Annotated in this window: 14 protein-coding genes; 7 read left to right on the top strand and 7 right to left on the bottom strand. The window is 61.1% G+C overall.

Translation table 11 applies throughout. The features are described from left to right. The first annotated feature begins 102 nt into the window (after positions 1-102). Positions 103-1473 carry an MFS transporter gene (locus tag FIV03_RS06520; RefSeq protein ID WP_152509056.1) on the top strand — a complete coding sequence of 457 codons (1371 nt, stop codon included), beginning with the start codon at positions 103-105 and terminating at the stop codon, positions 1471-1473. A 97-nt stretch (positions 1474-1570) separates the two neighbouring features. Here the strand turns inward: FIV03_RS06520 and FIV03_RS06515 are convergent, their stop codons facing one another. From FIV03_RS06515 to htpX, 5 genes are all read right to left on the bottom strand, one after another. Beyond that, positions 1571-3682 (bottom strand): methyl-accepting chemotaxis protein, encoded by a 2112-nt coding sequence (locus FIV03_RS06515; RefSeq protein WP_152509055.1) that lies wholly within the window; start codon positions 3680-3682, stop codon positions 1571-1573. 229 nt (positions 3683-3911) lie between these two features. Then, on the bottom strand, positions 3912-5528 hold the full coding sequence (gene purH / locus FIV03_RS06510; protein WP_152509054.1) for a bifunctional phosphoribosylaminoimidazolecarboxamide formyltransferase/IMP cyclohydrolase: 1617 nt from the start codon (positions 5526-5528) through the stop codon (positions 3912-3914). Between the two features lie 75 nt (positions 5529-5603). Further along, a complete protein-coding gene (locus tag FIV03_RS06505) occupies positions 5604-7361 on the bottom strand; it encodes a heparinase II/III family protein (RefSeq protein ID WP_208984644.1) in 1758 nt (585 codons plus the stop codon). Positions 7362-7489: 128 nt separating this feature from the next. Then, on the bottom strand, positions 7490-8866 hold the full coding sequence (gene rsmB / locus FIV03_RS06500) for a 16S rRNA (cytosine(967)-C(5))-methyltransferase RsmB (RefSeq protein WP_152509053.1): 1377 nt from the start codon (positions 8864-8866) through the stop codon (positions 7490-7492). A gap of 164 nt (positions 8867-9030) precedes the next feature. Further along, positions 9031-10008: a zinc metalloprotease HtpX gene (htpX, locus tag FIV03_RS06495; RefSeq protein WP_152509052.1), complete on the bottom strand. Its 978-nt coding sequence runs from the start codon at positions 10006-10008 to the stop codon at positions 9031-9033. Positions 10009-10164: 156 nt separating this feature from the next. Between htpX and FIV03_RS06490 the strand changes: the two genes are divergently transcribed. Continuing rightward, positions 10165-10428 (top strand): DUF1674 domain-containing protein, encoded by a 264-nt coding sequence (locus FIV03_RS06490; RefSeq protein ID WP_209009878.1) that lies wholly within the window; start codon positions 10165-10167, stop codon positions 10426-10428. A gap of 67 nt (positions 10429-10495) precedes the next feature. Here the strand turns inward: FIV03_RS06490 and FIV03_RS06485 are convergent, their stop codons facing one another. Beyond that, positions 10496-11152, bottom strand: coding sequence for an SGNH/GDSL hydrolase family protein (locus tag FIV03_RS06485; RefSeq protein WP_152509051.1), 657 nt, complete (start codon positions 11150-11152; stop codon positions 10496-10498). 311 nt (positions 11153-11463) lie between these two features. Between FIV03_RS06485 and FIV03_RS06480 the strand changes: the two genes are divergently transcribed. From FIV03_RS06480 to FIV03_RS06460, 5 genes are all read left to right on the top strand, one after another. Then, positions 11464-12699, top strand: a complete 1236-nt coding sequence (locus FIV03_RS06480) for an aminotransferase class I/II-fold pyridoxal phosphate-dependent enzyme (protein ID WP_152509050.1) — start codon at positions 11464-11466, stop codon at positions 12697-12699. After that, positions 12696-15440 carry a DNA translocase FtsK gene (locus FIV03_RS06475; RefSeq protein WP_152509049.1) on the top strand — a complete coding sequence of 915 codons (2745 nt, stop codon included), beginning with the start codon at positions 12696-12698 and terminating at the stop codon, positions 15438-15440. The genes FIV03_RS06480 and FIV03_RS06475 overlap by 4 nt, the downstream gene beginning before the upstream one ends. An 84-nt stretch (positions 15441-15524) precedes the next feature. Then, positions 15525-16172, top strand: coding sequence for an outer membrane lipoprotein carrier protein LolA (locus FIV03_RS06470; RefSeq protein ID WP_152509048.1), 648 nt, complete (start codon positions 15525-15527; stop codon positions 16170-16172). Positions 16173-16191: 19 nt separating this feature from the next. Then, the gene (locus FIV03_RS06465; RefSeq protein WP_173013786.1) at positions 16192-17154 is read left to right on the top strand and encodes an ATP-dependent carboxylate-amine ligase; all 963 of its coding nucleotides are present in this window, start codon (positions 16192-16194) and stop codon (positions 17152-17154) included. Positions 17155-17283: 129 nt separating this feature from the next. Then, the gene (locus tag FIV03_RS06460; RefSeq protein WP_152509046.1) at positions 17284-18279 is read left to right on the top strand and encodes an LLM class flavin-dependent oxidoreductase; all 996 of its coding nucleotides are present in this window, start codon (positions 17284-17286) and stop codon (positions 18277-18279) included. Here FIV03_RS06460 and FIV03_RS06455 read toward each other — a convergent pair whose 3' ends face one another. Next, entirely contained in the window at positions 18280-18891 is a 612-nt protein-coding gene (locus FIV03_RS06455; RefSeq protein WP_229005242.1) for an NAD(P)H-dependent oxidoreductase, read from the bottom strand. It abuts the gene before it with no gap. Positions 18892-19037 lie beyond the last annotated feature (146 nt).

Genomic DNA, 19037 nt, shown 5'->3' with positions numbered 1-19037 from the left:
TATTCGCAAACACCTGTGGGCTTCAGGAGCGGGAAGCGATATGCATGAATGAGTTGGGCTCGTCCCGGTCGTGATCCCCCAGGCAGCGAGTTGCCCTTTTCCATGACAACCGTTTCAGACATCCCGTTGCAATCTACCGACAGGCGCGCCGTTCTCTCCTGGGCGCTGTTCGACTGGGCGGCACAGCCCTTTTTCACGTTGATCACCACATTCGTCTTCGCGCCTTACTTTGCCTCGACGCTGGCCGCGACCCCGGCCGAAGGCCAATCGCTTTGGGGATACGCAACTGCGGCCGCCGGACTCTGCATTGCCTTTGCAGCACCGGTACTGGGCTCGGTCGCGGACGCAACAGGCCGGCGAAAACGCTGGATCCTTCTCTTCTCGTTGCCGTTTGTCATCTGTTGCTGGGCATTCTGGTACGCCGCTCCGGGAAGCCCGAACGGCATCGCCATCGCGCTCATCGCCTTTGCCATCGGCACGCTATCCATCGAAATCGCGACTGTCTTCAACAACGCCATGATGCCTTCGCTGGTGCCGCCGGAACGCATCGGACGCCTGTCCAGCTTCGGCTGGGCGCTCGGCTACGCCAGTGGTCTGGTCACGCTGGTGATCGCCCTCGGATTTTTCGCCGCCAGCCCCGAGTCCGGCAAGACCCTGCTGGGTTTCCAGCCGGTTCTGGGTCTTGATGCGGCGACACAGGAAGGCGATCGCGCCGTCGGGCCATTCTCGGCGCTCTGGTATCTTATCTTCGTGCTGCCGATGTTCCTGTTCGTGCCAGATGTGCCGCATCAGTCGAGGATCGGCCCTGCCGTGCGCACGGGCCTTGCAAACCTGCGCATGAGCCTGGCGCAGGCACGCACCAACAAGAACATTTTCCTGTTCCTTCTCGCCAACATGATCTTCAAGGACGGTCTTGTCGCCCTCTTCGCGTTCGGCGGAATTTATGCCGCCGGCCAGCTTGGCTGGGGATCCATCGAAATCGGTACTTTCGGCATCATCCTGACCATTACCGGAACACTGGGCCTGTTGCTGGGCGGGCCAATGGATGATCGTTTCGGGGCCAAGCCGGTGATTGTCTTCTCGCTCATCGTTCTGATGATCTGTGGCCTCGGTATGATCTCCATCGACAGGACGACGGTGTTCTTTGTCATCAAGACCGCCGCTGCCCCCGAGGGTGCTCTCTTTGCATCGCTGCCTGAGCAGGTGTTCATTGCACTCGGCGGTGTCATCGGCTCGGTGTCCGGCCCGTTACAGGCCTCCTGCCGCAGTCTTCTGGTCCGCATAGCCCCGCCGCAGCACGTGACCCAGTATTTCGGCCTTCTGGCGCTTTCGGGAAAGGTCACCAGCTTCCTGGCCCCGCTTACCGTCGGCGTGGTAACCGCCCTGACTGCCAGCCAACCCGCCGGCATGTCCGTCATCCTGGTCTTTTTCGGCGTTGGCCTGCTTTTGTTGTTGCGGGTGCGGGAGCGCTAACAAACGCATTTTCCAGGAAACGTTGCGTGCGTTGCCCAAACAAAAAACGCGCCGGAAAATCCGGCGCGCTTCATGTTCAGATATTGCAAGTCTCGCGTCAGGCGACCTGACGAACGCTGGCGAGGAAACCTTCGACTTCCTGCTTGAGCCGGTCGGCTTCAGTCTGCAGGACGTTGGCGGAGGCCGAGACCTGACGGGCGGCATTGCCGGTGTCGTCGGCGGAGGCTGCCACCTTGACGATGTTCTGCGCCACTTCCTGGGTGCCGTTAGAGGCTTCCTGGATGTTGCGGGCGATCTCGTCGGTGGCAAGGCCCTGCTGTTCGACCGAAGCCTGGATGGACGAGGAGATCTCGTTCATCTTTTCGATGGTTTCGGAAATGCCCTTGATGGCATCGACCGAACCGGCGGTTTCCGTCTGCACCGACTGGATCTGCAGGGAGATTTCCTCGGTCGCCTTGGCGGTCTGGTTGGCCAGCTCCTTCACCTCGGCGGCAACAACGGCAAAGCCCTTGCCCGCTTCGCCGGCACGTGCCGCCTCGATGGTGGCGTTCAGCGCCAGCAGGTTGGTCTGTTCGGCAATGTCGGTGATCAGCTTGACCACTTCGCTGATCCGGTTGGCTGCTTCCGCGAGCCCCTCGATCTTGCGGTTTGTCGACTGGGCCTGTTCCACGGCGTGGGAGGCAATCTCGGTGGACTGGGTCATCTGGCGGGAAATTTCACCGACCGATGCCATCAGTTCCTCAGCCGCGGACGCAACCGTTTCCACGTTCGACGACGCTTCCTCGGAAGCGGCAGCCACTGCCGTGCTCTTCTCGCTGGTGTCGTCGGCTCCCGCCGTCAACGTCATCGACGCCGCGTTGAGGTCCTGCACCTGGTGCATCACCGTCTGGGTCAGCTCTGAGATCTGGCGGTCGAAATCCTGCGACAACTCGCTGATCCGGCCTGCGCGCGCCAGCTGCTGACGCTGCGCTTCTTCCTGCTCGGCGGCCAGTTCCTCGGCCTGCCGGGCCTTGTCGCGGAAGACTTCCAGCGCCTTGCTGATCTCGCCAATTTCGTCCTGGCGGTCGGTATCATGGATCGGCTCGTCGTAACGGCGATCGATGAGCGCCTGGATGCTGCGCACGGCGCGCTCCAGCGGACGGCGGACAATCGTGTTACCGACAAGATAGATGGAAAGTGCCACGACGATGAGCAACACGACGCCGACGCCGACAATCATGGTCGTGATCGAAGACGACGCCGCATTGAGGGTTGCCAGCGGCACGTTGACCACCACGGCAAGCTTGGCATCGGTACCGGTCACATGCACCGGCATGACGATGCGGTGCACTTCCGTGCCGAGCGTGTTGGAATATCCGTCATAGGCAAAAGGCTCACCGTTCTTGACCGCCGCCAGAAGTTTGTCCTGTACGGCAAGGTCGGCTTCCGACTGCCCTTCCATCCATGGCTTGCCAAGAACGGCCGGGTCGGCGTGGGCAATCCAGACACCGTTCTGCGACAGGAGGTGAACCGATCCCGTGTCCAACGGCCGTTGCTGGCCAAGCACTTCGGACAGCGGGGTCAGAAGGATGTCGCCACCGGCAGCACCAATCACCTTGGACCCGTCTCGGATCGGCGAAGAGAACGACACACCGGTCACGGTCTTGCCATCGGCTTCCCAGCTGTAGGGTTCCGTCATGTAGTCCTTGCCGGACACATAGGCACCATTGAACCAGAGGTCGCTGGTTGCACTCAGATCACCGATGGCGATTTTCTCGATGGGCCGGTAGGCCAGCGTTCCATCCGCCTTGCGGAAGTAATAAGGCTGCCATTCGCCGTCTTCGGCCCATTTCTCGTCGCCCTTGAACTCGGCATCCTTGCCGTCAAGCTCGTCTCCTGCAACCACGCCCCAGGTGCCCGAAAGGTCCTTGTTGGTCAGCGTCAGGTTTTCAACGACGGCGTTCCAGGCTTCACGGTCGACAGATCCGGCCTTCTTCATGCCGCCGAGGGAACTTGCCAGCGTCTGTGCGGATTTCAGGCCGTTTTCCAGGCCTCGCTGGACGAATTGCGCCTGCTCGCGTGCCACTGTCTCGGCTTCGGACCGTGCAAGATCTCCCGTAATGCGGGACGCTTCCCATCCGATAAAACTGATGCCGACCACAAGGGCAACCGTCAGGGTCGCCGCACTGGCCCCAATGAGCTTTGTTGTGACCTTCGCTCTTCTAAACACCGGCAATCTCCGCGAATCGCAAGAAAACGGCAGGCGAATACCTGCCACAGCTTGCTGCAGACTACCCGTTGGGCGTTAACAAGGTCTTCAATGGGAGGGTTTTTCTTAATGACCCCTGTCATTTTTGACAGTAATTTTGGATCGTTAGCTTGCTAATGTTTTACAAGCTCAGATGAAGTGCCGGTTCGAATGAAAACCGGCACTTCAATTCATCGGCGAATACCCGAAATCAGTGCCGGAAATGACGCATGCCGGTCATGACCATGGCAAGGCCTGCTTCGTCGGCTGCCGCAATCACGTCGTCATCGCGCATGGATCCACCCGGCTGGATAACGGCGGTTGCTCCGGCTTCAGCGGCCGACAGAAGACCGTCGGCAAACGGGAAGAACGCATCGGAGGCGACCACGCATCCCTTCGTCAGCGGTTCGGAAAGACCAGCGGCCTCGGTCGCGTCCAGGGCCTTGCGGGCAGCGATGCGTGCGGAATCCACCCGGCTCATCTGACCGGCCCCGACACCAACGGTGGCGCCGTCCTTGGCATAGACGATGGCGTTGGACTTCACATGTTTGGCGACCCGGAAGGCGAATTTCAGATCGGCCAGTTCCTGCTTGCTCGGCGCGCGCTTGGTAACGACCTTGAGGTCAAGGTCATCGACCACACCGTTGTCGCGTGACTGGACCAGGAGGCCGCCGGCAACGGACTTGACGAAGAGACCCTTGGCGCGTGCATCGGCGAGGCCGCCGGTGACCAGAAGGCGCAGGTTCTTCTTCGCCGCGATGATTTCGCGTGCCGCGTCGTCCGCATCCGGCGCGATGATCACTTCCGTGAAGATCTTGACGATTTCCTCGGCCGCAGCGGCATCCAGCGTCTGGTTCAGGGCGACGATGCCGCCGAAAGCCGAGACCGGATCGCAGCGCAGGGCCAGCTCGTAGGCTTCCTTCAGGCTTGCGCCTTCGGCCACACCGCACGGGTTTGCGTGCTTGATGATGGCAACAGCACTGGTGCGGGCCGGATCGAACTCGCTCACCAGCTCAAACGCGGCATCGGTGTCGTTGATGTTGTTGTAGGAGAGGGTCTTGCCCTGAAGCTGCCTGGCCGTGGCAACACCCGGGCGCTGCTCACCGGTGGTGTAGAAACCTGCCGTCTGATGCGGGTTTTCGCCATAGCGCATGACTTCGGCAAGCGAACCGCCAACCGCACGGTGGGCGGGCGTTGCTTCGTCCAGCTGATCCGCCATCCAGTTGGAGACGGCGGCATCATAGGCAGCCGTGCGGGCAAAGGCCTTTTGCGCCAGTTTCTTGCGCAGGGCCAGCGGGGCCTTGCCGCCGTTGGCATCAAGCTCGGAAATCACTGCATCGTAGTCGGCCGGGTCGGTGACCACGGTAACATAGGCATGGTTCTTGGCGGCCGCACGGGTCATTGCCGGTCCACCAATGTCGATGTTCTCGATGCCGGTGGCGTAGTCGGCACCGGAGGCGACAACGTCCTCGAACGGATAGAGATTGCCGCAGAAGAGATCGATGCCGACGATGTCATGCTCGCTCATCGCCTTCTGGTGGTCGGCATCATCACGGATCGACAGCAGACCGCCGTGCACCTTCGGATGCAGCGTCTTCACGCGGCCATCCATGATTTCCGGAAAGCCCGTGACTTCCGAAATGTCCAGAACCTTAAGCCCGGCTTCCTTCAGCGCCTTGTAGGAACCGCCGGTGGAGACCAGCTCGACACCGCGCTCGGACAGCGCTTTTGCAAAGTCGACAAGACCGGTCTTGTCGAAGACGGACAGAAGGGCGCGCTTGACGGGAACCAGCTCGGGAACGGGTACGGCTTTGGACACAATGGCCATGAATTTGCCTCGCAATTGGGGACGGTCCGGGAGTTGCCGTCGCCCTATCACGTCTTCAGCAAAAGCGGAAGGTCTCTATTCTTCCAGCGGGAGTTCGTCCGGCTCGTCAAAATCGCTGGTGCCGCGCCGGCTGAGTTTGGCCGTCGCCGTTTTGCGGAACTGCCACCCCACGGAGGGGGCCTCAAGCACGGCACCGGAGATCACGATCTGCTCGGTCTTGCGGTGGCCGTAGACATCCGAAAGATAGATGCTTTCTTCCAGCATGACCTCGGTCCCGGGCGCTTCGAATTCCCAGGCTTCGCCGTCCCGGCACACCAGGAGCACCGCTGATCCGCCGCGGATGAGCGAGCTGCGCAGGCCCGGATGCAGGTGAAAGCGGATTGCGTAGCGGTTTTCGCTGTCCACAGGACCGATTGCCGAAAACGTGTCGATGCCGTCCAGCACCGTGCCGTCGCCTGCAAGGCGAATGTCACGCTCATGCAGGACATGGAACTCGCTGGCATAACCGTCATGGGAGGCCGTGATCCGGCTGCCGGCCGCATCGTCTTCCCGCTCCACCGGCACCCTGACCGGACCGGACAGGATGGGTGCGCCCAGAATATGCCCGAACGGCCGGTTCGACAGGAACCGGCAGGAGGACGTATCCTCGATCACCGCCGTGGAATGGGCAGGCGTCGAGCGGCTGACCCGGCGCCAGGCCGGATTGGACTTGGGCGAGACGCCGCAATTGACGACGATCCGGTTGTTGCCGGAGGAGAATTCGAACGAAAGACAGCCTGCATGAGCGTCGCCGGAAACGCCGATGGCCGGGGCAGGGCCGGTGTCGATCAGGACAACGGAATTGCCACCGGTTAAGCGCTGATAGCCCGAATGCGGCGCATTCTGCGGTGGGGCGCCCCGTGCATCGTCATAGGCAAGGATGGTGGCGACAAGGTCGCTCGGCGTCGAGCCCATGCCGTTGAAATGGGCGAGGGCCCCGTCGCCATGACGGAAGAAGCGCAGCAGTGGCATCATCCGGTCCACCGACTGCACCATCGCCGGCGGAACCTCCAGCCCTTGCGCTACGAAGGCCTGGCGAACCGGCAGCAGGTCCGCGAGAATGTCGATCAGCGCTTTCGGATTGCGCGAGATATGGCCGCCATCGGGCAGGATCTGGCGTGTCAGCTCCTGATCGAGACGCCGGATGCTCTGGCGTGCAAAGCGGCCCTGTCCGGCCATGGAGATACAGGCGGATGCCATGGCAAGGGCTGCATGCAGGCGCTCGACGCCGTCTTCCGTTTCGTTGATGGTCTGGCGCAGGTAACGCACCTGGCGGGCCAGCGACCGCACGAAACTGCGATAAAACTCGTGATCGCCGTCCTGAAGAATGAAGGGCGAATGCGCCAGCCAGGACAGAATGCGGCGGGTCACGACCGACGCTTCCCAGCCGATGTCGTGCCAACGACCGCAGAACTTGATCCAGTCCTCCACCAGCGCCCGGGCATTTTGCCGGGAAATCTGGCTGTCGGCGGCGCGGAGGTCCCGCATCCAGCCGAAGCTGTGAAGCTCACGCTGCCAGTCTTCGTGAACGGCCTGAAGCTCGAACGGAGATCTGCCTTGCGTCTCCACCAGATGGCCGGAGAACAGGAAGCGGCCGCCATAAATATCGGCAGCATTGGTCGCGTCGGCAGTGCGCAGATCCTGCGGCGCGATGAGCAGGCGCGCAGGCACAGCCGAAAACGGCTGCATGCGGAACAGCGGCCCGCCATGCATCCATTTCAAGGAGCGTTGCCAAATATGCAGGGCCACAAGCCGCCAGATGCGGCTTCTTTCACTCAGGCTTGCAGTATTCACCAAACCATCTCCAAAACTGATGGTTTCTGCGCGTTTATGGGGAATCTCCGGTGTCTAATTCAGGAAACGAACCATTAAGGTTAGCATTTCATTTAAAGAATCATTGCAAGTGAACAGTTTATTCTGCGTTAAAACCGGCGGAACCTTGCGGCAAAAAAGCCGTCCATGCCCTTGCTCACCGGATCCAAGGTGGCGCTATGGCAGGGCAGACAGCGAAGATAGCCTTCATTTGTGACACATTCGGAAAGGCCGCCCACCTCTGAGGCCTCGACCGGAACCAGTTCGATTTTTCCGGCCTGCCGCTCCAGAAAACCGGCCACCTGAGCTTCGCCTTCCGCCGCTTCCAGCGAACAGGTACAATAGACAACCAGCCCACCCGGCTTGACCCAGCCCATCACCCTGTCCAACAATTCGCTCTGGATTTCCGTCAGCTTTTCAATGTCGTAAGGCTTCTTGATCCAGGGCACATCGGGGTGCCGGCGGATCGTGCCTGTCGCGCTGCAGGGCGCATCGAGCAGGATCGCATCAAAGAGATCCTCCGGCTCAAAGGCCCGCAAATCCGCCGCAACCGTTTCAACACTCAGGCCGAGCCGCGTCATGTTTTCTTCAAGACGTTTCAGGCGCGCCTTTGAAATATCGACCGCGGTTACGCTGGCACCCGCGGCCGCCAACTGCGCGGTCTTGCCGCCCGGTGCAGCGCAAAGATCGGCAACACGCAGATCCTTCACGTCACCAAGAAGCCGGGCGGGAAGTGCCGCAGCGGCGTCCTGCACCCACCACTGACCGTCGCCATAGCCTTCAAGTGCATCGACAGCGCCCTTGCGCACGAGGCGGATGCTGCCCGCACCCACAATCTGGCCGTCCAGTTTCCGGGCCCACTCTTCCGGATCCGCTTTCACCGACAGATCCAGCGCCGCTTCGCTTTCGTGAGCCCGCGCGATCTCGCGCGCTGTCTCCACTCCATAGGCTGCCTGCCAGCTTTCCATCAGCCAGTCCGGTGTGTTCAGCACCGCCGGATCGAGATCACCGGTCACTTCGTCCCGCTCGCGCCCGAGCCGGCGCAACACACCGTTGACCAGGCCCTTGTAAGGACGAGCCCGGCGGTCGAGACCGGCATGATCAACAGCAAGAGAGACGGCAGCACGGTCCGGAATATCGAGAAACAGCATCTGGGCAATGGCCACATGCAGGATATCCAGGATCCGGCCTGTCTTTTCAGGGATCGGCCGATCAAGCAACCGATCCAGGATTTCAGCGATTTCACCCCGATGGCGCAAGGCCGCACCGATGATTGCGCGAACCAGCGAACGATCATTGCCGGCCAGCGCGCGAAATCCGGAGTGGCCGGACGTGATATCCAGCTCGCCATCGAGAGGCCGTTTCTTGTGAACGACGTTGCCAAGAATATCGGCAGCCACCTTGCGTGCGGCAAACCCCGGCTTTTCGGCCTGTTCGGGTGCCGGTTTGCCTGAAGGCTTCTGTTTGTTGTTCGGCCGTTTGGTCAAGGCTCAATCCATTCACGCGCCCGGCCCTGCTGTTACGGCCGGTATCAAAATCAAGCGCCGCAGACCGGTCTGCCGGTCGCGGCGCATCTGGTCATACTAAAGCCGGGTGGTCATCCGGCAAAGTTGTTTTTGTCAAAGAAGCTGACGTTCCGGGGGACTGTGGCCTATCCCCACGGCCCTTTTGGACGGCGCGGCGCGGAGGACGGCCCCGTCGGACCGGCGCCGCTCCACGGGCCGGCCTGCTGTGGAGCCTGGCGGGTAAACGACATGGGACCGCTTCTGCCGCCCCTGCCACCGGTGCCCAGACCTGCATCCGACAGCTTGCGCAGTTCGTCGATCCGGTTCTGGGTGTTCGGGTGGGTGGAGAACAGATTGTCCATCCGCTCGCCTGACAGCGGGTTCATGATGAACATATGCGCGGTTGCCGGGTTCGCTTCCGCGTCCGGGTTATGGATGTGCTCCACCCCGCGCGAGATCTTCGCAAGTGCTGAAGCCAGCCACATGGGTTCGCCGCAGATCTGTGCGCCCATCCGGTCGGCCGCATATTCGCGCGTCCGGGAGATCGCCATCTGCACGACCATTGCCGCCAGCGGCGCCACGACCATCATCAGGATAACCCCGACGATGCCCAGCGGATTGTTGCGGTTGCCGCCGAAGAAGAAGGCAAAGTTGGCCAGCATGGAAATCGCACCGGCGATTGTCGCCGTGATTGTCATGATCAGCGTGTCGTGGTTCTTCACATGGGCCAGCTCATGGGCCATCACACCGGCAATCTCCTCGGGCGTCAGCATGTCGAGCAGGCCCGTGGTTGCTGTAACGGCAGCGTTTTGCGGGTTACGGCCGGTCGCAAAGGCATTCGGCTGCGGATTGTCGATGATGTAGACCTTGGGCATGGGCAGCTCGGCATTCTGTGCCAGCTGCCGTATCATCCGGTAGAAGTCCGGCGCTTCGCGCTCTCCCACCTCCCTGGCATGATGCATGCGCAGGACCATCTTGTCCGCGTTCCAGTAACTGAACAGGTTCATGGCAGCCGCAATGAGCAGTGCGATCAGCATGCCCGACTGACCGCCGATCATGAAACCGATCCCCATGAACAAGGCGGTCATCCCCGCCAGAAGCATTGCCGTGCGAATGTAGTTCATCGCCGCTTGTTTCCGTTTCTGTCCTGTTTTCGACTGCTTGCAAGAAGGCGCTTAATGGCCTTTGTATCCGTCCAACAGATGGGGAGTGCTGCCATTCTTGGCAAGATTACCCTATATACGCCAGACAAGACTGCAAACTGAACGACCCGAAGAGCCATGACAGAAACACCGGACAACCCGACGAACCGCTACAGCCAGAACGAGGCTCCCTCCCTGAAGACCAATGTCGAGGAAGCGCCGAAGCGGAAATTCGAGGACCTGCCACCTGCAGCCCAGCGCGCCCTCAAGGAAGCCGAAGAACGGCGCAAGGAAATCGACGCAAGACAGCAGAACATGGCCGAAGAGATCAACGGACGCGGCGGCCTGGAGCCCACCCGCTACGACGATTGGGAGATCAAGGGACTGACCTCGGATTTCTGAGGGAATAGTCAGCCGCTCCGCCTGTCGGAGACACCTCTAACGGCGGCAGGCAATCCAGTCTGCCAATTCAGTTTGCCAGCTTGCGCACTTCCGCTGCCACTGCCCTGGCGAGATCGGCCTGTGGCTCCGCATCGAAATGGACGGCGTCAATCGGGCTGGCGGAAATCACCTTTCCTGTATCGAAGAAAGCTGCACCATATTCAGCAGCTTTCTCCCGGTAGCAGGCGGCCAGGCGATGGGATTCCGTGACGCTCTGTTCGCTGAACTGTGCCACGAAGGGTGTGCCTGCCAGCGGTGCCAGCGGCGGCGGTGACATCAGCAGCACCTTTGGCGCCCGGCCTTCGACATCGTCGGTTGGCCTGCGGGCAAAATCCAGGAGGCGCCCCATGGCAATCGCAATTGTTTCAGCGTTCATGCCGAAACGGGCCTGAAGGTCGTTGGTACCGAGCATGATGATCAGAATGTCGATCGGCATATGCGTCTTGCGAACGGTCGTCAGATGCGCAAGACCGTTCTTGTCGCCCTTGACCGGATCCTCGAACACGGTTGTTCGGCCGTTGACGCCTTCTTCGGCCACGTAAAACCCGTCACCCAGTTCTTTCTGCAGAAGCCGGGTCCAGCGGATGTCGTGGCCGTACCTGGATTTGTCGACCGGATTGAATCCCCAGGTGAGAGAATCGCCGAAGCAAACGACGCTTATCGGATTTTTTGTTGTTTTCGACATCGTAGAACCTGTCCAGGTAGGCGCACTTTGAAAAAGGTCAGGCATATTTCATTTCTGCAGACCGCGCCGATGCCTTCAATTTCTACAGAGTCTTCGTTGACGATCAAGGACTTCCGGGCAATTCCCGCCAACCTAGGTCGGTGGGGTGAAATTGTCCCTATGGACGGGTCGGACGCCCGGGCAGGCAGTGCGGGAAAATCCGCAACCATTTGCAGCATTTCCTGTGCCCTGCCCCGCTTGGTTAATAAGGGATTTACCACACCGGCTATAGGGTCTGAGCAAAGTTATGCGTAACGAGTGCCGGATCATTCATGCTTGCCAGCAAAAAAGCCTACCAGCGCGGTGTGTCCCTGCCGAGCTCCAATCCGTTTCAACGCCTTGCCGAACTGCTGAGCGGCGAGGCGCCGGGGCTCGACCCGATTGTCATGACGATTGGCGAACCGCAACACGCCATTCCTGATTTTACCGCGGAAGTTCTGGCCGAAAATATGGCCGGTTTCCGCCGTTATCCGCCGATCGACGGCTCGCCTGAATTCCGTTCGGCGATCGCATCCTGGCTGGATCGCCGATACAATCTGGGTGGGCTGATCGACGCCGACCATGGTGTGCTGCCTCTGAACGGCTCCCGCGAAGGGCTTTCTTTCGGCGCCATTGCCGCCCGCGATCAGCTGAACAAGGGTCTGGACCACCCTGTGGTGATTCTGCCCAACCCGTTCTACCAGACCTATGCTGCCGCAGCGCATGTCGCCGATGCGGAGGCCGTGCTGCTCGACGCGGTTGCGGGAAACAATTTTCTGCCGGATCTCGACAGTCTCGATGCGGAGCTGCTGGAAAGGACCGTCGCCTTTTATGTCGCCTCGCCCACAAATCCGGAAGGGTTTGTGGCCGATACCGCCTACTGGCAGCGCCTGATCGGTCTCGCCCGCAAGCATCGCTTCTATATCTTTGCAGACGAATGCTATTCGGAAATCTATCGCGAGACGCCGCCAATCGGCATTCTGGAAGCGGCCAGGGATCTGAATGAAGAGCAGGGCGGCGGCTTTGCCAACATCATCGTCCTCAATTCGCTGTCCAAACGCTCCAACCTGGCGGGCCTGCGCTGCGGTTTTGCGGCAGGCGATCCAGAGTTCCTGAAAAAATGGGCGAAGTTCAGAGGCCTTGCCGCACCGCAGGTGCCGCTGCCGGCACAGGCAGTTGCCGTCCGGGCCTATCAGGACGAATCCCACGTCATTGAAAACCGCAGGCTCTACAACGAAAAATTCGAAGCTGCCGAAAAACACCTCGGCCCGATCCTTGGTCCGGTTACGCCTGACGCAGGGTTCTTCCTGTGGCTGGATATCAGCCGCTGGGGCGACGCCGTTGCGGTCACGAAGGCACTCTGGACTGAAATCGGGCTCAAGGTGCTGCCGGGCAGCTACCTTGCCTCGGACCAGTCGGACGGCAGCAATCCGGGGCGGAGCTATATTCGCATCAGCCTGACGGCTCCTCTTGAGCAGACAGAGATCGCTCTGGAGCGTCTGGCAAAATGGTTGGGGGACAAGGCATGAGGCGGGCCAGCGCAGTTCGCGGCAACGGCCGCAGATCTTCGGTTGACCTACTGGACACCGAGAGCCCGCTGAAGCGGTTCATCCGGCGCAATCTTGTCGGGGCCGCGGGCCTCGGTATCATTGCGCTGGCGGCAATGCTCGCGGCAAGCCTGGCCACCTGGTCCGTCAGCGACCCGAGCTTCAATCATGCCACCGGCGGCCAGGTGCGCAACGCCCTGGGAACACCGGGCGCTGTGCTTGCAGACATTCTGATGCAGACCATCGGCCTGGCGACGGCCGTGTTCCTGATTCCTCTGGTTCTGTGGGGCTGGCGGCTTCTGACCGGCCACGCGCTTGGCATCGGCCGCAAGCGCCTGGTCTACTGGCTGATCGGCACGAGCCTTGCCGCAGGTGCCCTGGCGTCGCTGCCGGTTCCCGAGAGCTGGCCGCTGCCGACCGGTCTCGGCGGCTTTTTCGGCGACACCGTTCACCATTTGCCCGCGCTCGTTACCGACAACATGACAAGCGGCGCCGCCACGATCGTCGGCATGCTTGGTCTTGGCGTACCGGCTATCCTATGCCTGCTGGCAGCTGCCGGTTGGCTGGGCAGCGTCGGCGCTCCGTCCGAACGGATTGAGCCCGTGGCCGGCCCTGTCGGCCATGGCAAGGTCGCCGAGCATGAACTCGACTTTGACGACGACGATGGCGAGTCCCGCATCGGTATCTTCATGAGTGCCTTCGTCGGCCAGATGGAGCATTTCGGTCTTCAGGCTGCCGCACAGGTGCGCCGGTTGACCGGCCTGAAGCGCAGCCATGCCCAGGATGAAGAAGAATACTGGGACGAGGATGAGGACGACACCGACTACGAACCGGAAGACACCCGCCAGGGCAGCCGCCTGAAGGCATTCCGCAAGGCCCTTGCCGGTCGACTGATGCCGCAAGATGACGACGGCCTGGACGACTTCTACCAGCGTGGCCGTCACGCGGACGACGGTGACGAACCTTATGCGGAAGAATACTACGACGAGGAAGGCGACACCTTCGAGCCGGACGATCTGATGATCGACAAGGGCCCCGTCAACGGTCGTCCTGCGGTCCCGGTCGGCATTGCCGCGCCGGAGACTCAGCAGGCGCCTGCGCAACCGGCAACGAACGGCCGCGTCATTCCGCAGGCACCGCGTCCGAAGCAGAGCAAACGTGCGATCGAGGAAGCCCAGCCATCCTTCCTCGGAGCCCCGGAAGAGTACGAATTGCCTCCGCTGCGGCTGCTGGCCGAGCCGAAGGTGGCCGGCAAGGTGCCGGGTCTGTCCGCCGATGCGCTGGAACAGAACGCCCGCATCCTGGAAGGCGTGCTTGAGGATTTCGGCGTTCGCGGCGAAATCATCGAGGTTCGTCCCGGTCCGGTCGTGACCCTGTACGAACTGGAACCGGCACCTGGTATCAAGTCCTCGCGTGTCATCGGTCTTGCGGACGATATCGCCCGCTCCATGAGCGCGATTTCCGCCCGTGTGGCGGTGATCCCGGGCAAGAACGCCATCGGTATCGAACTGCCGAATGCCCGCCGTGAGACGGTTTACCTGCGTGAACTGCTGGCCGCCCAGGACTTCGAAAAGTCCAAGGCCAAGCTGGCACTTGCCCTGGGCAAGACCATCAATGGCGAAAGCGTTGTCGCGGATCTGGCCCGCATGCCTCACCTGCTTGTGGCCGGTACCACCGGCTCGGGCAAGTCGGTCTCGATCAACACCATGATCCTGTCGCTGCTCTACCGACTGACGCCCGAGCAGTGCAAGATGATCATGATCGACCCCAAGATGCTGGAACTGTCGATCTACGACGGCATTCCACATCTGCTGACACCGGTCGTGACCGATCCGAAGAAAGCCGTCGTCGCCTTGAAGTGGACCGTCCGCGAGATGGAAGACCGCTACAAGAAGATGTCCAAGATGGGTGTCCGCAACATCGACGGCTACAACACCCGCATCAAGCAGGCGCTGGAAAAGAACGAGTCTTTCACCCGCACCGTTCAGACCGGCTTCGACCGCGACACCGGCCAGCCGATCTACGAAGAAGAGCAGCTGCCGCTCGAGGCGATGCCGTATATCGTCGTCATCGTCGACGAGATGGCCGACCTGATGATGGTGGCCGGCAAGGACATCGAAGGTGCTATCCAACGGCTGGCACAGATGGCCCGTGCCGCCGGCATTCACCTGATCATGGCCACGCAGCGGCCGTCGGTGGATGTCATTACCGGCACCATCAAGGCCAACTTCCCGACCCGTATCTCCTTCCAGGTGACGTCGAAGATCGACAGCCGCACCATTCTGGGTGAAATGGGCGCCGAACAGCTTCTGGGCATGGGCGACATGCTCTACATGGCCGGCGGCGGGCGCATCCAGCGTGTGCACGGGCCGTTCGTTTCCGACGACGAGGTCGAGGATATCGTCAAGCACCTTAAGGTTCAGGGAACGCCGCAATATCTGGAAGCCGTGACCGAGGAAGATGACGAGGCCGAAAGCCCCTACGACGGTGGCGGCGGACTTGCCGGCGGCGACGAGGGCAACGATCTGTACGACAAGGCGGTTGCCATCGTGCTGCGCGACAAGAAGGCGTCGACCTCCTATGTGCAGCGGCGCCTTTCGATCGGCTACAACCGTGCTGCTTCGCTGATTGAGCGGATGGAAAACGAAGGCCTGATCAGCGCCGCCAACCATGCCGGAAAACGCGAAATTCTCGTGCAGAACGGCGTGGAAGAAGATTTTTGATGGTAAACTGCCAAAGCTTTGCCACACACGCTCCCTAGCTAGGGGGAAACGTGTCACACAGAGAACGATTTAGGACATTGCATCATGCTGAAACGCTTCGCTTCCCGCCTGATCAAACCTATGCTGGCAGCTGGCATTGCTGCGGCTCTGTCCCTGTCGGCACTGCTGCCCGCCGCGGCGCTGACCGAGCAGGAACAAAATGCCCTCAGGGATCTCAACTCCTATTTCAACTCGGTGAAGACCATGCATGGCGACTTCATCCAGTTCGGTCCTGACGGAAACCAGTCCGACGGCAAGTTCTACATGGCCCGCCCGGGCAAGGTGCGCTTCTACTACAACAAGCCTTCCGTGCTCGACATTGTGGCCGACGGCAAGTCGGTGTCCGTGCGCGACCGCAAGCTGAACACCCAGGACATCTGGCCTCTTGGCCAGACGCCGCTGCGCTTCCTGCTGTCAGACGACATCGACCTGCAGAAGGACACCAACGTCACCAACGTTCTGGTGGAAGAAGACCTGATCACCGTCACGATCCTGGACAAGACCAAGTTCAACTCCGGTACGCTGACGCTGATCTTCGATGCCAAGGACTACGCATTGAAGCAGTGGACCGTTACCGACCAGCAGGGCTACGACACCTCCGTTGCGGTCTATAACGTTGTGTCCAATGGCCCGACCAATCCGGAACTTTTCAAGATCGATTATCTGGCCAACGCCCGCCAGAAAAACAACTGACAGCCCGGCTGGCCCCAGCATGACGGAAACGGCCGGCCGGCGCGCACTCGTCTTTGACCTGCTTGAAGTCTATTGCGCCCGCAAAGGCTACCGCCTGACGGCGGGCGACGGCCATGGCCATGCCGGTATGGTCGAAAGCCCGTCCGGCAAGCGCTGGTTCTTCAAGGGCACAAGGTTCGACCTCAACACGCTCGGTGCAGCGGAAATCGCTACCGACAAGGCCTATGCCGCGGCCTTTCTGAAGGCCGCAGGCCTGACAGTGCCGGACGGACATCTGGTGTTCGCACACGACATCCGCATGGGCCGAACTGCGCCGCAAGACCTTCTGGATTTTGTCGGGAACCAGGGGTTCCCGCTTTACGTCAAACCGAACTGTGGTCGGGAAGGGCGGGACGTAGTGCGGATCGACACAAGTCACACCCTTCAAACGGCCCTGCACACCCTCGCCAAGAGCAACGACCAGCTGCTGGTGCAACCGGAAATCCGCGGACAGGAACTGAGAATTATCGTTCTGGACGACGATGTGCTGTGCGCCATCGAACGCCATCCGCCTCAGATCATGGGCGACGGTCATCGCAGCATTGCCGAGATCATCGGCGCCGATCCGCGCTTCGACGCTGCCGACCCCCGCCTCGTCCTCGAACTGCAGCAACAAGGGCTGATGCTGGAAACGATTCCCGCGTCAGGCCAGACGGTCACGCTTCTGCCCGTGGTCAATCTGTCCGCAGGCGGCACGGCCAGAATTGTCACCGGCTCGCTCGCCCCGGACCTTGCCACCCTTGCCCGTGAGGCCGCACAGGCCCTGTCTCTGCGTTATGCCGCCGTTGACCTGATCTTGCCGACTGCAGCCAACGCAGATGCCGTTGTCCTGGAGGTCAACGCCGCGCCAGGTCTCGGCAACCTTGCCCGGCAGGGGTCTGAAGAGACCGAAGCGGTGAAGCGTATCTACGAGCGTGTGTTCGAAGCGACATTCGCCGAATAGATCCCGCTGACCCCGGGAGCCATACCCGTTTAAGCGCTTGGGAAGGCTGCACCAAAGCAGGCTGCCGACAAAACTTGACCTTGGCGGGTGGGTTTTCAGATCCTACATGGAGCTCCAACGGAGATATCCATGCAGCATTTTTCCCTTCTCGATCTGTCCCCTGTGCCGGAAGGCCAGACAGCGGCCGCGGCTCTGGCAAACACGGTCGATCTGGCGCGGTCCGCGGAACAGGCAGGCTACCATCGCTACTGGCTGGCCGAGCATCACAACATGCCGGGCATCGCCAGCGCCGCAACATCGCTTGTCATCGGCCAGGTGGCGGCAGCAACCTCCACCATGCGCGTCGGCGCGGGCGGTATCATGCTGCCCAACCACTCGCCGCTGATCATCGCTGAGCAATTCGGCACGCTGGCAACGCTTTACCCGGGCCGGATCGACCTGGGCCTGGGCCGCGCCCCGGGCACGGACATGGCGACGGCCAGGGCCCTGCGTCGTCACATGGCCGGTGAGGACAGTTTTCCGCAGGATGTCCAGGAGCTGATGGGCTATTTCAGACCCGCTTCTGAAACCAGCAGGGTGCGCGCGATCCCGGGCGAAGGCACGCAGGTTCCGATCTGGATCCTTGGCTCGAGCCTTTACGGCGCGCAACTCGCGGCGGCCTTCGGGCTGCCCTATGCCTTTGCCTCCCATTTCGCACCGGACATGCTGGAAGAAGCGCTGGAGATCTACCGGGCAACCTTCCAGCCGTCACCGCAGCTCGCCAGACCGCATGTGATGGTGGCAGCTGGCGTCTTTGCTGCCGACTCCGACGAAGAGGCAGATTACCTGCGCTCTTCCCAGTTGCTCGCCTTCGCCCGGTTGCGCATGGGCAGCCCGGGCAAACTACCCCTGCCGGTGAAAAATATCACCGCCGAAATTCCGCCCGCCGTTCTGGCGCAGGTCGAACACGCCCTGTCCTGCTCGGCAACAGGATCTCCGGCGACGATCCGCGACCAACTGTCGGCAATCATCACCCGCTACCAGCCCGACGAACTGATGATCACCGGCATGATCCACGATCACGGTGCCCGCGTGAAATCCTTCCAGCTCGCGGCCGACGTCCTGAAGGATCTCGTGACAGCTTAGTCAACCATCAAAGGCGCTTCGACAAATATGGGCGGTTTCTTCCAGCCAGTCTTGCCGCTGGGGATAGGAGCTGCCGACAACAGGCCTGAAGACGTGGCGCTCATAATCCAGAGCGCCACAATACGGCAGCACGCACCGGCCCCAGATCAGCTCCAGCGGGTCTCCAAGATCAAGCCGCTCTCGCTCCGCCTCGGTGTCGGATGTGTTGAAGACGACGGCCTTGCGGATCGACAGCAACCCTTCCGGCAGACCGTCGGCAGTCTGCAGCCGATAGGCAACGCCCGGCACCAGCACGCGGTCCATCCAGCCTGCAAGGATCGCCGGCGGTTTGCCCCACCAGTTCGGATGGACGACCAGCAGACCATCAGCGTTCGAAATACCTTCCCTGTGCCGCGCAACGACGGCGTCCTCTGAACGGGACAGCACTTCTTCCAGGGTATCGCCGATCGAATAGGCTTCCTCTGCTGTCAGACAGGGATCGAACTCTTCGGCATAAAGATCGTGGTGATCTATCTGGTGTCCCTCGGCCTCCAGAGCGTCACGCGCCTGTTTCGACAGCGCATGGCAGAAGCTGTTGTCCCTGGGGTGGGCCAGAAGGGAAAAGATGCGCAACGGCCTGTTTCCTTGAAGCAAATTGAAAATACCGGCTTGGAATTTTGCCGGAGCAATTTTATTCCCATGACTTCGCAATTCATTTCAGCCGTTTCAACCCTGGCAAGACCATTTGCCTGGTTTGACCTTAGGGACGGCTGTCGAAG

This window comes from Labrenzia sp. THAF187b (assembly GCF_009363375.1).
Classification (GTDB): Bacteria; Pseudomonadota; Alphaproteobacteria; order Rhizobiales; family Stappiaceae; genus Roseibium; species Roseibium algicola.
Note: the sequence above shows the minus strand (reverse complement) of the source record. Positions and strands in the feature narration are given on the sequence as shown.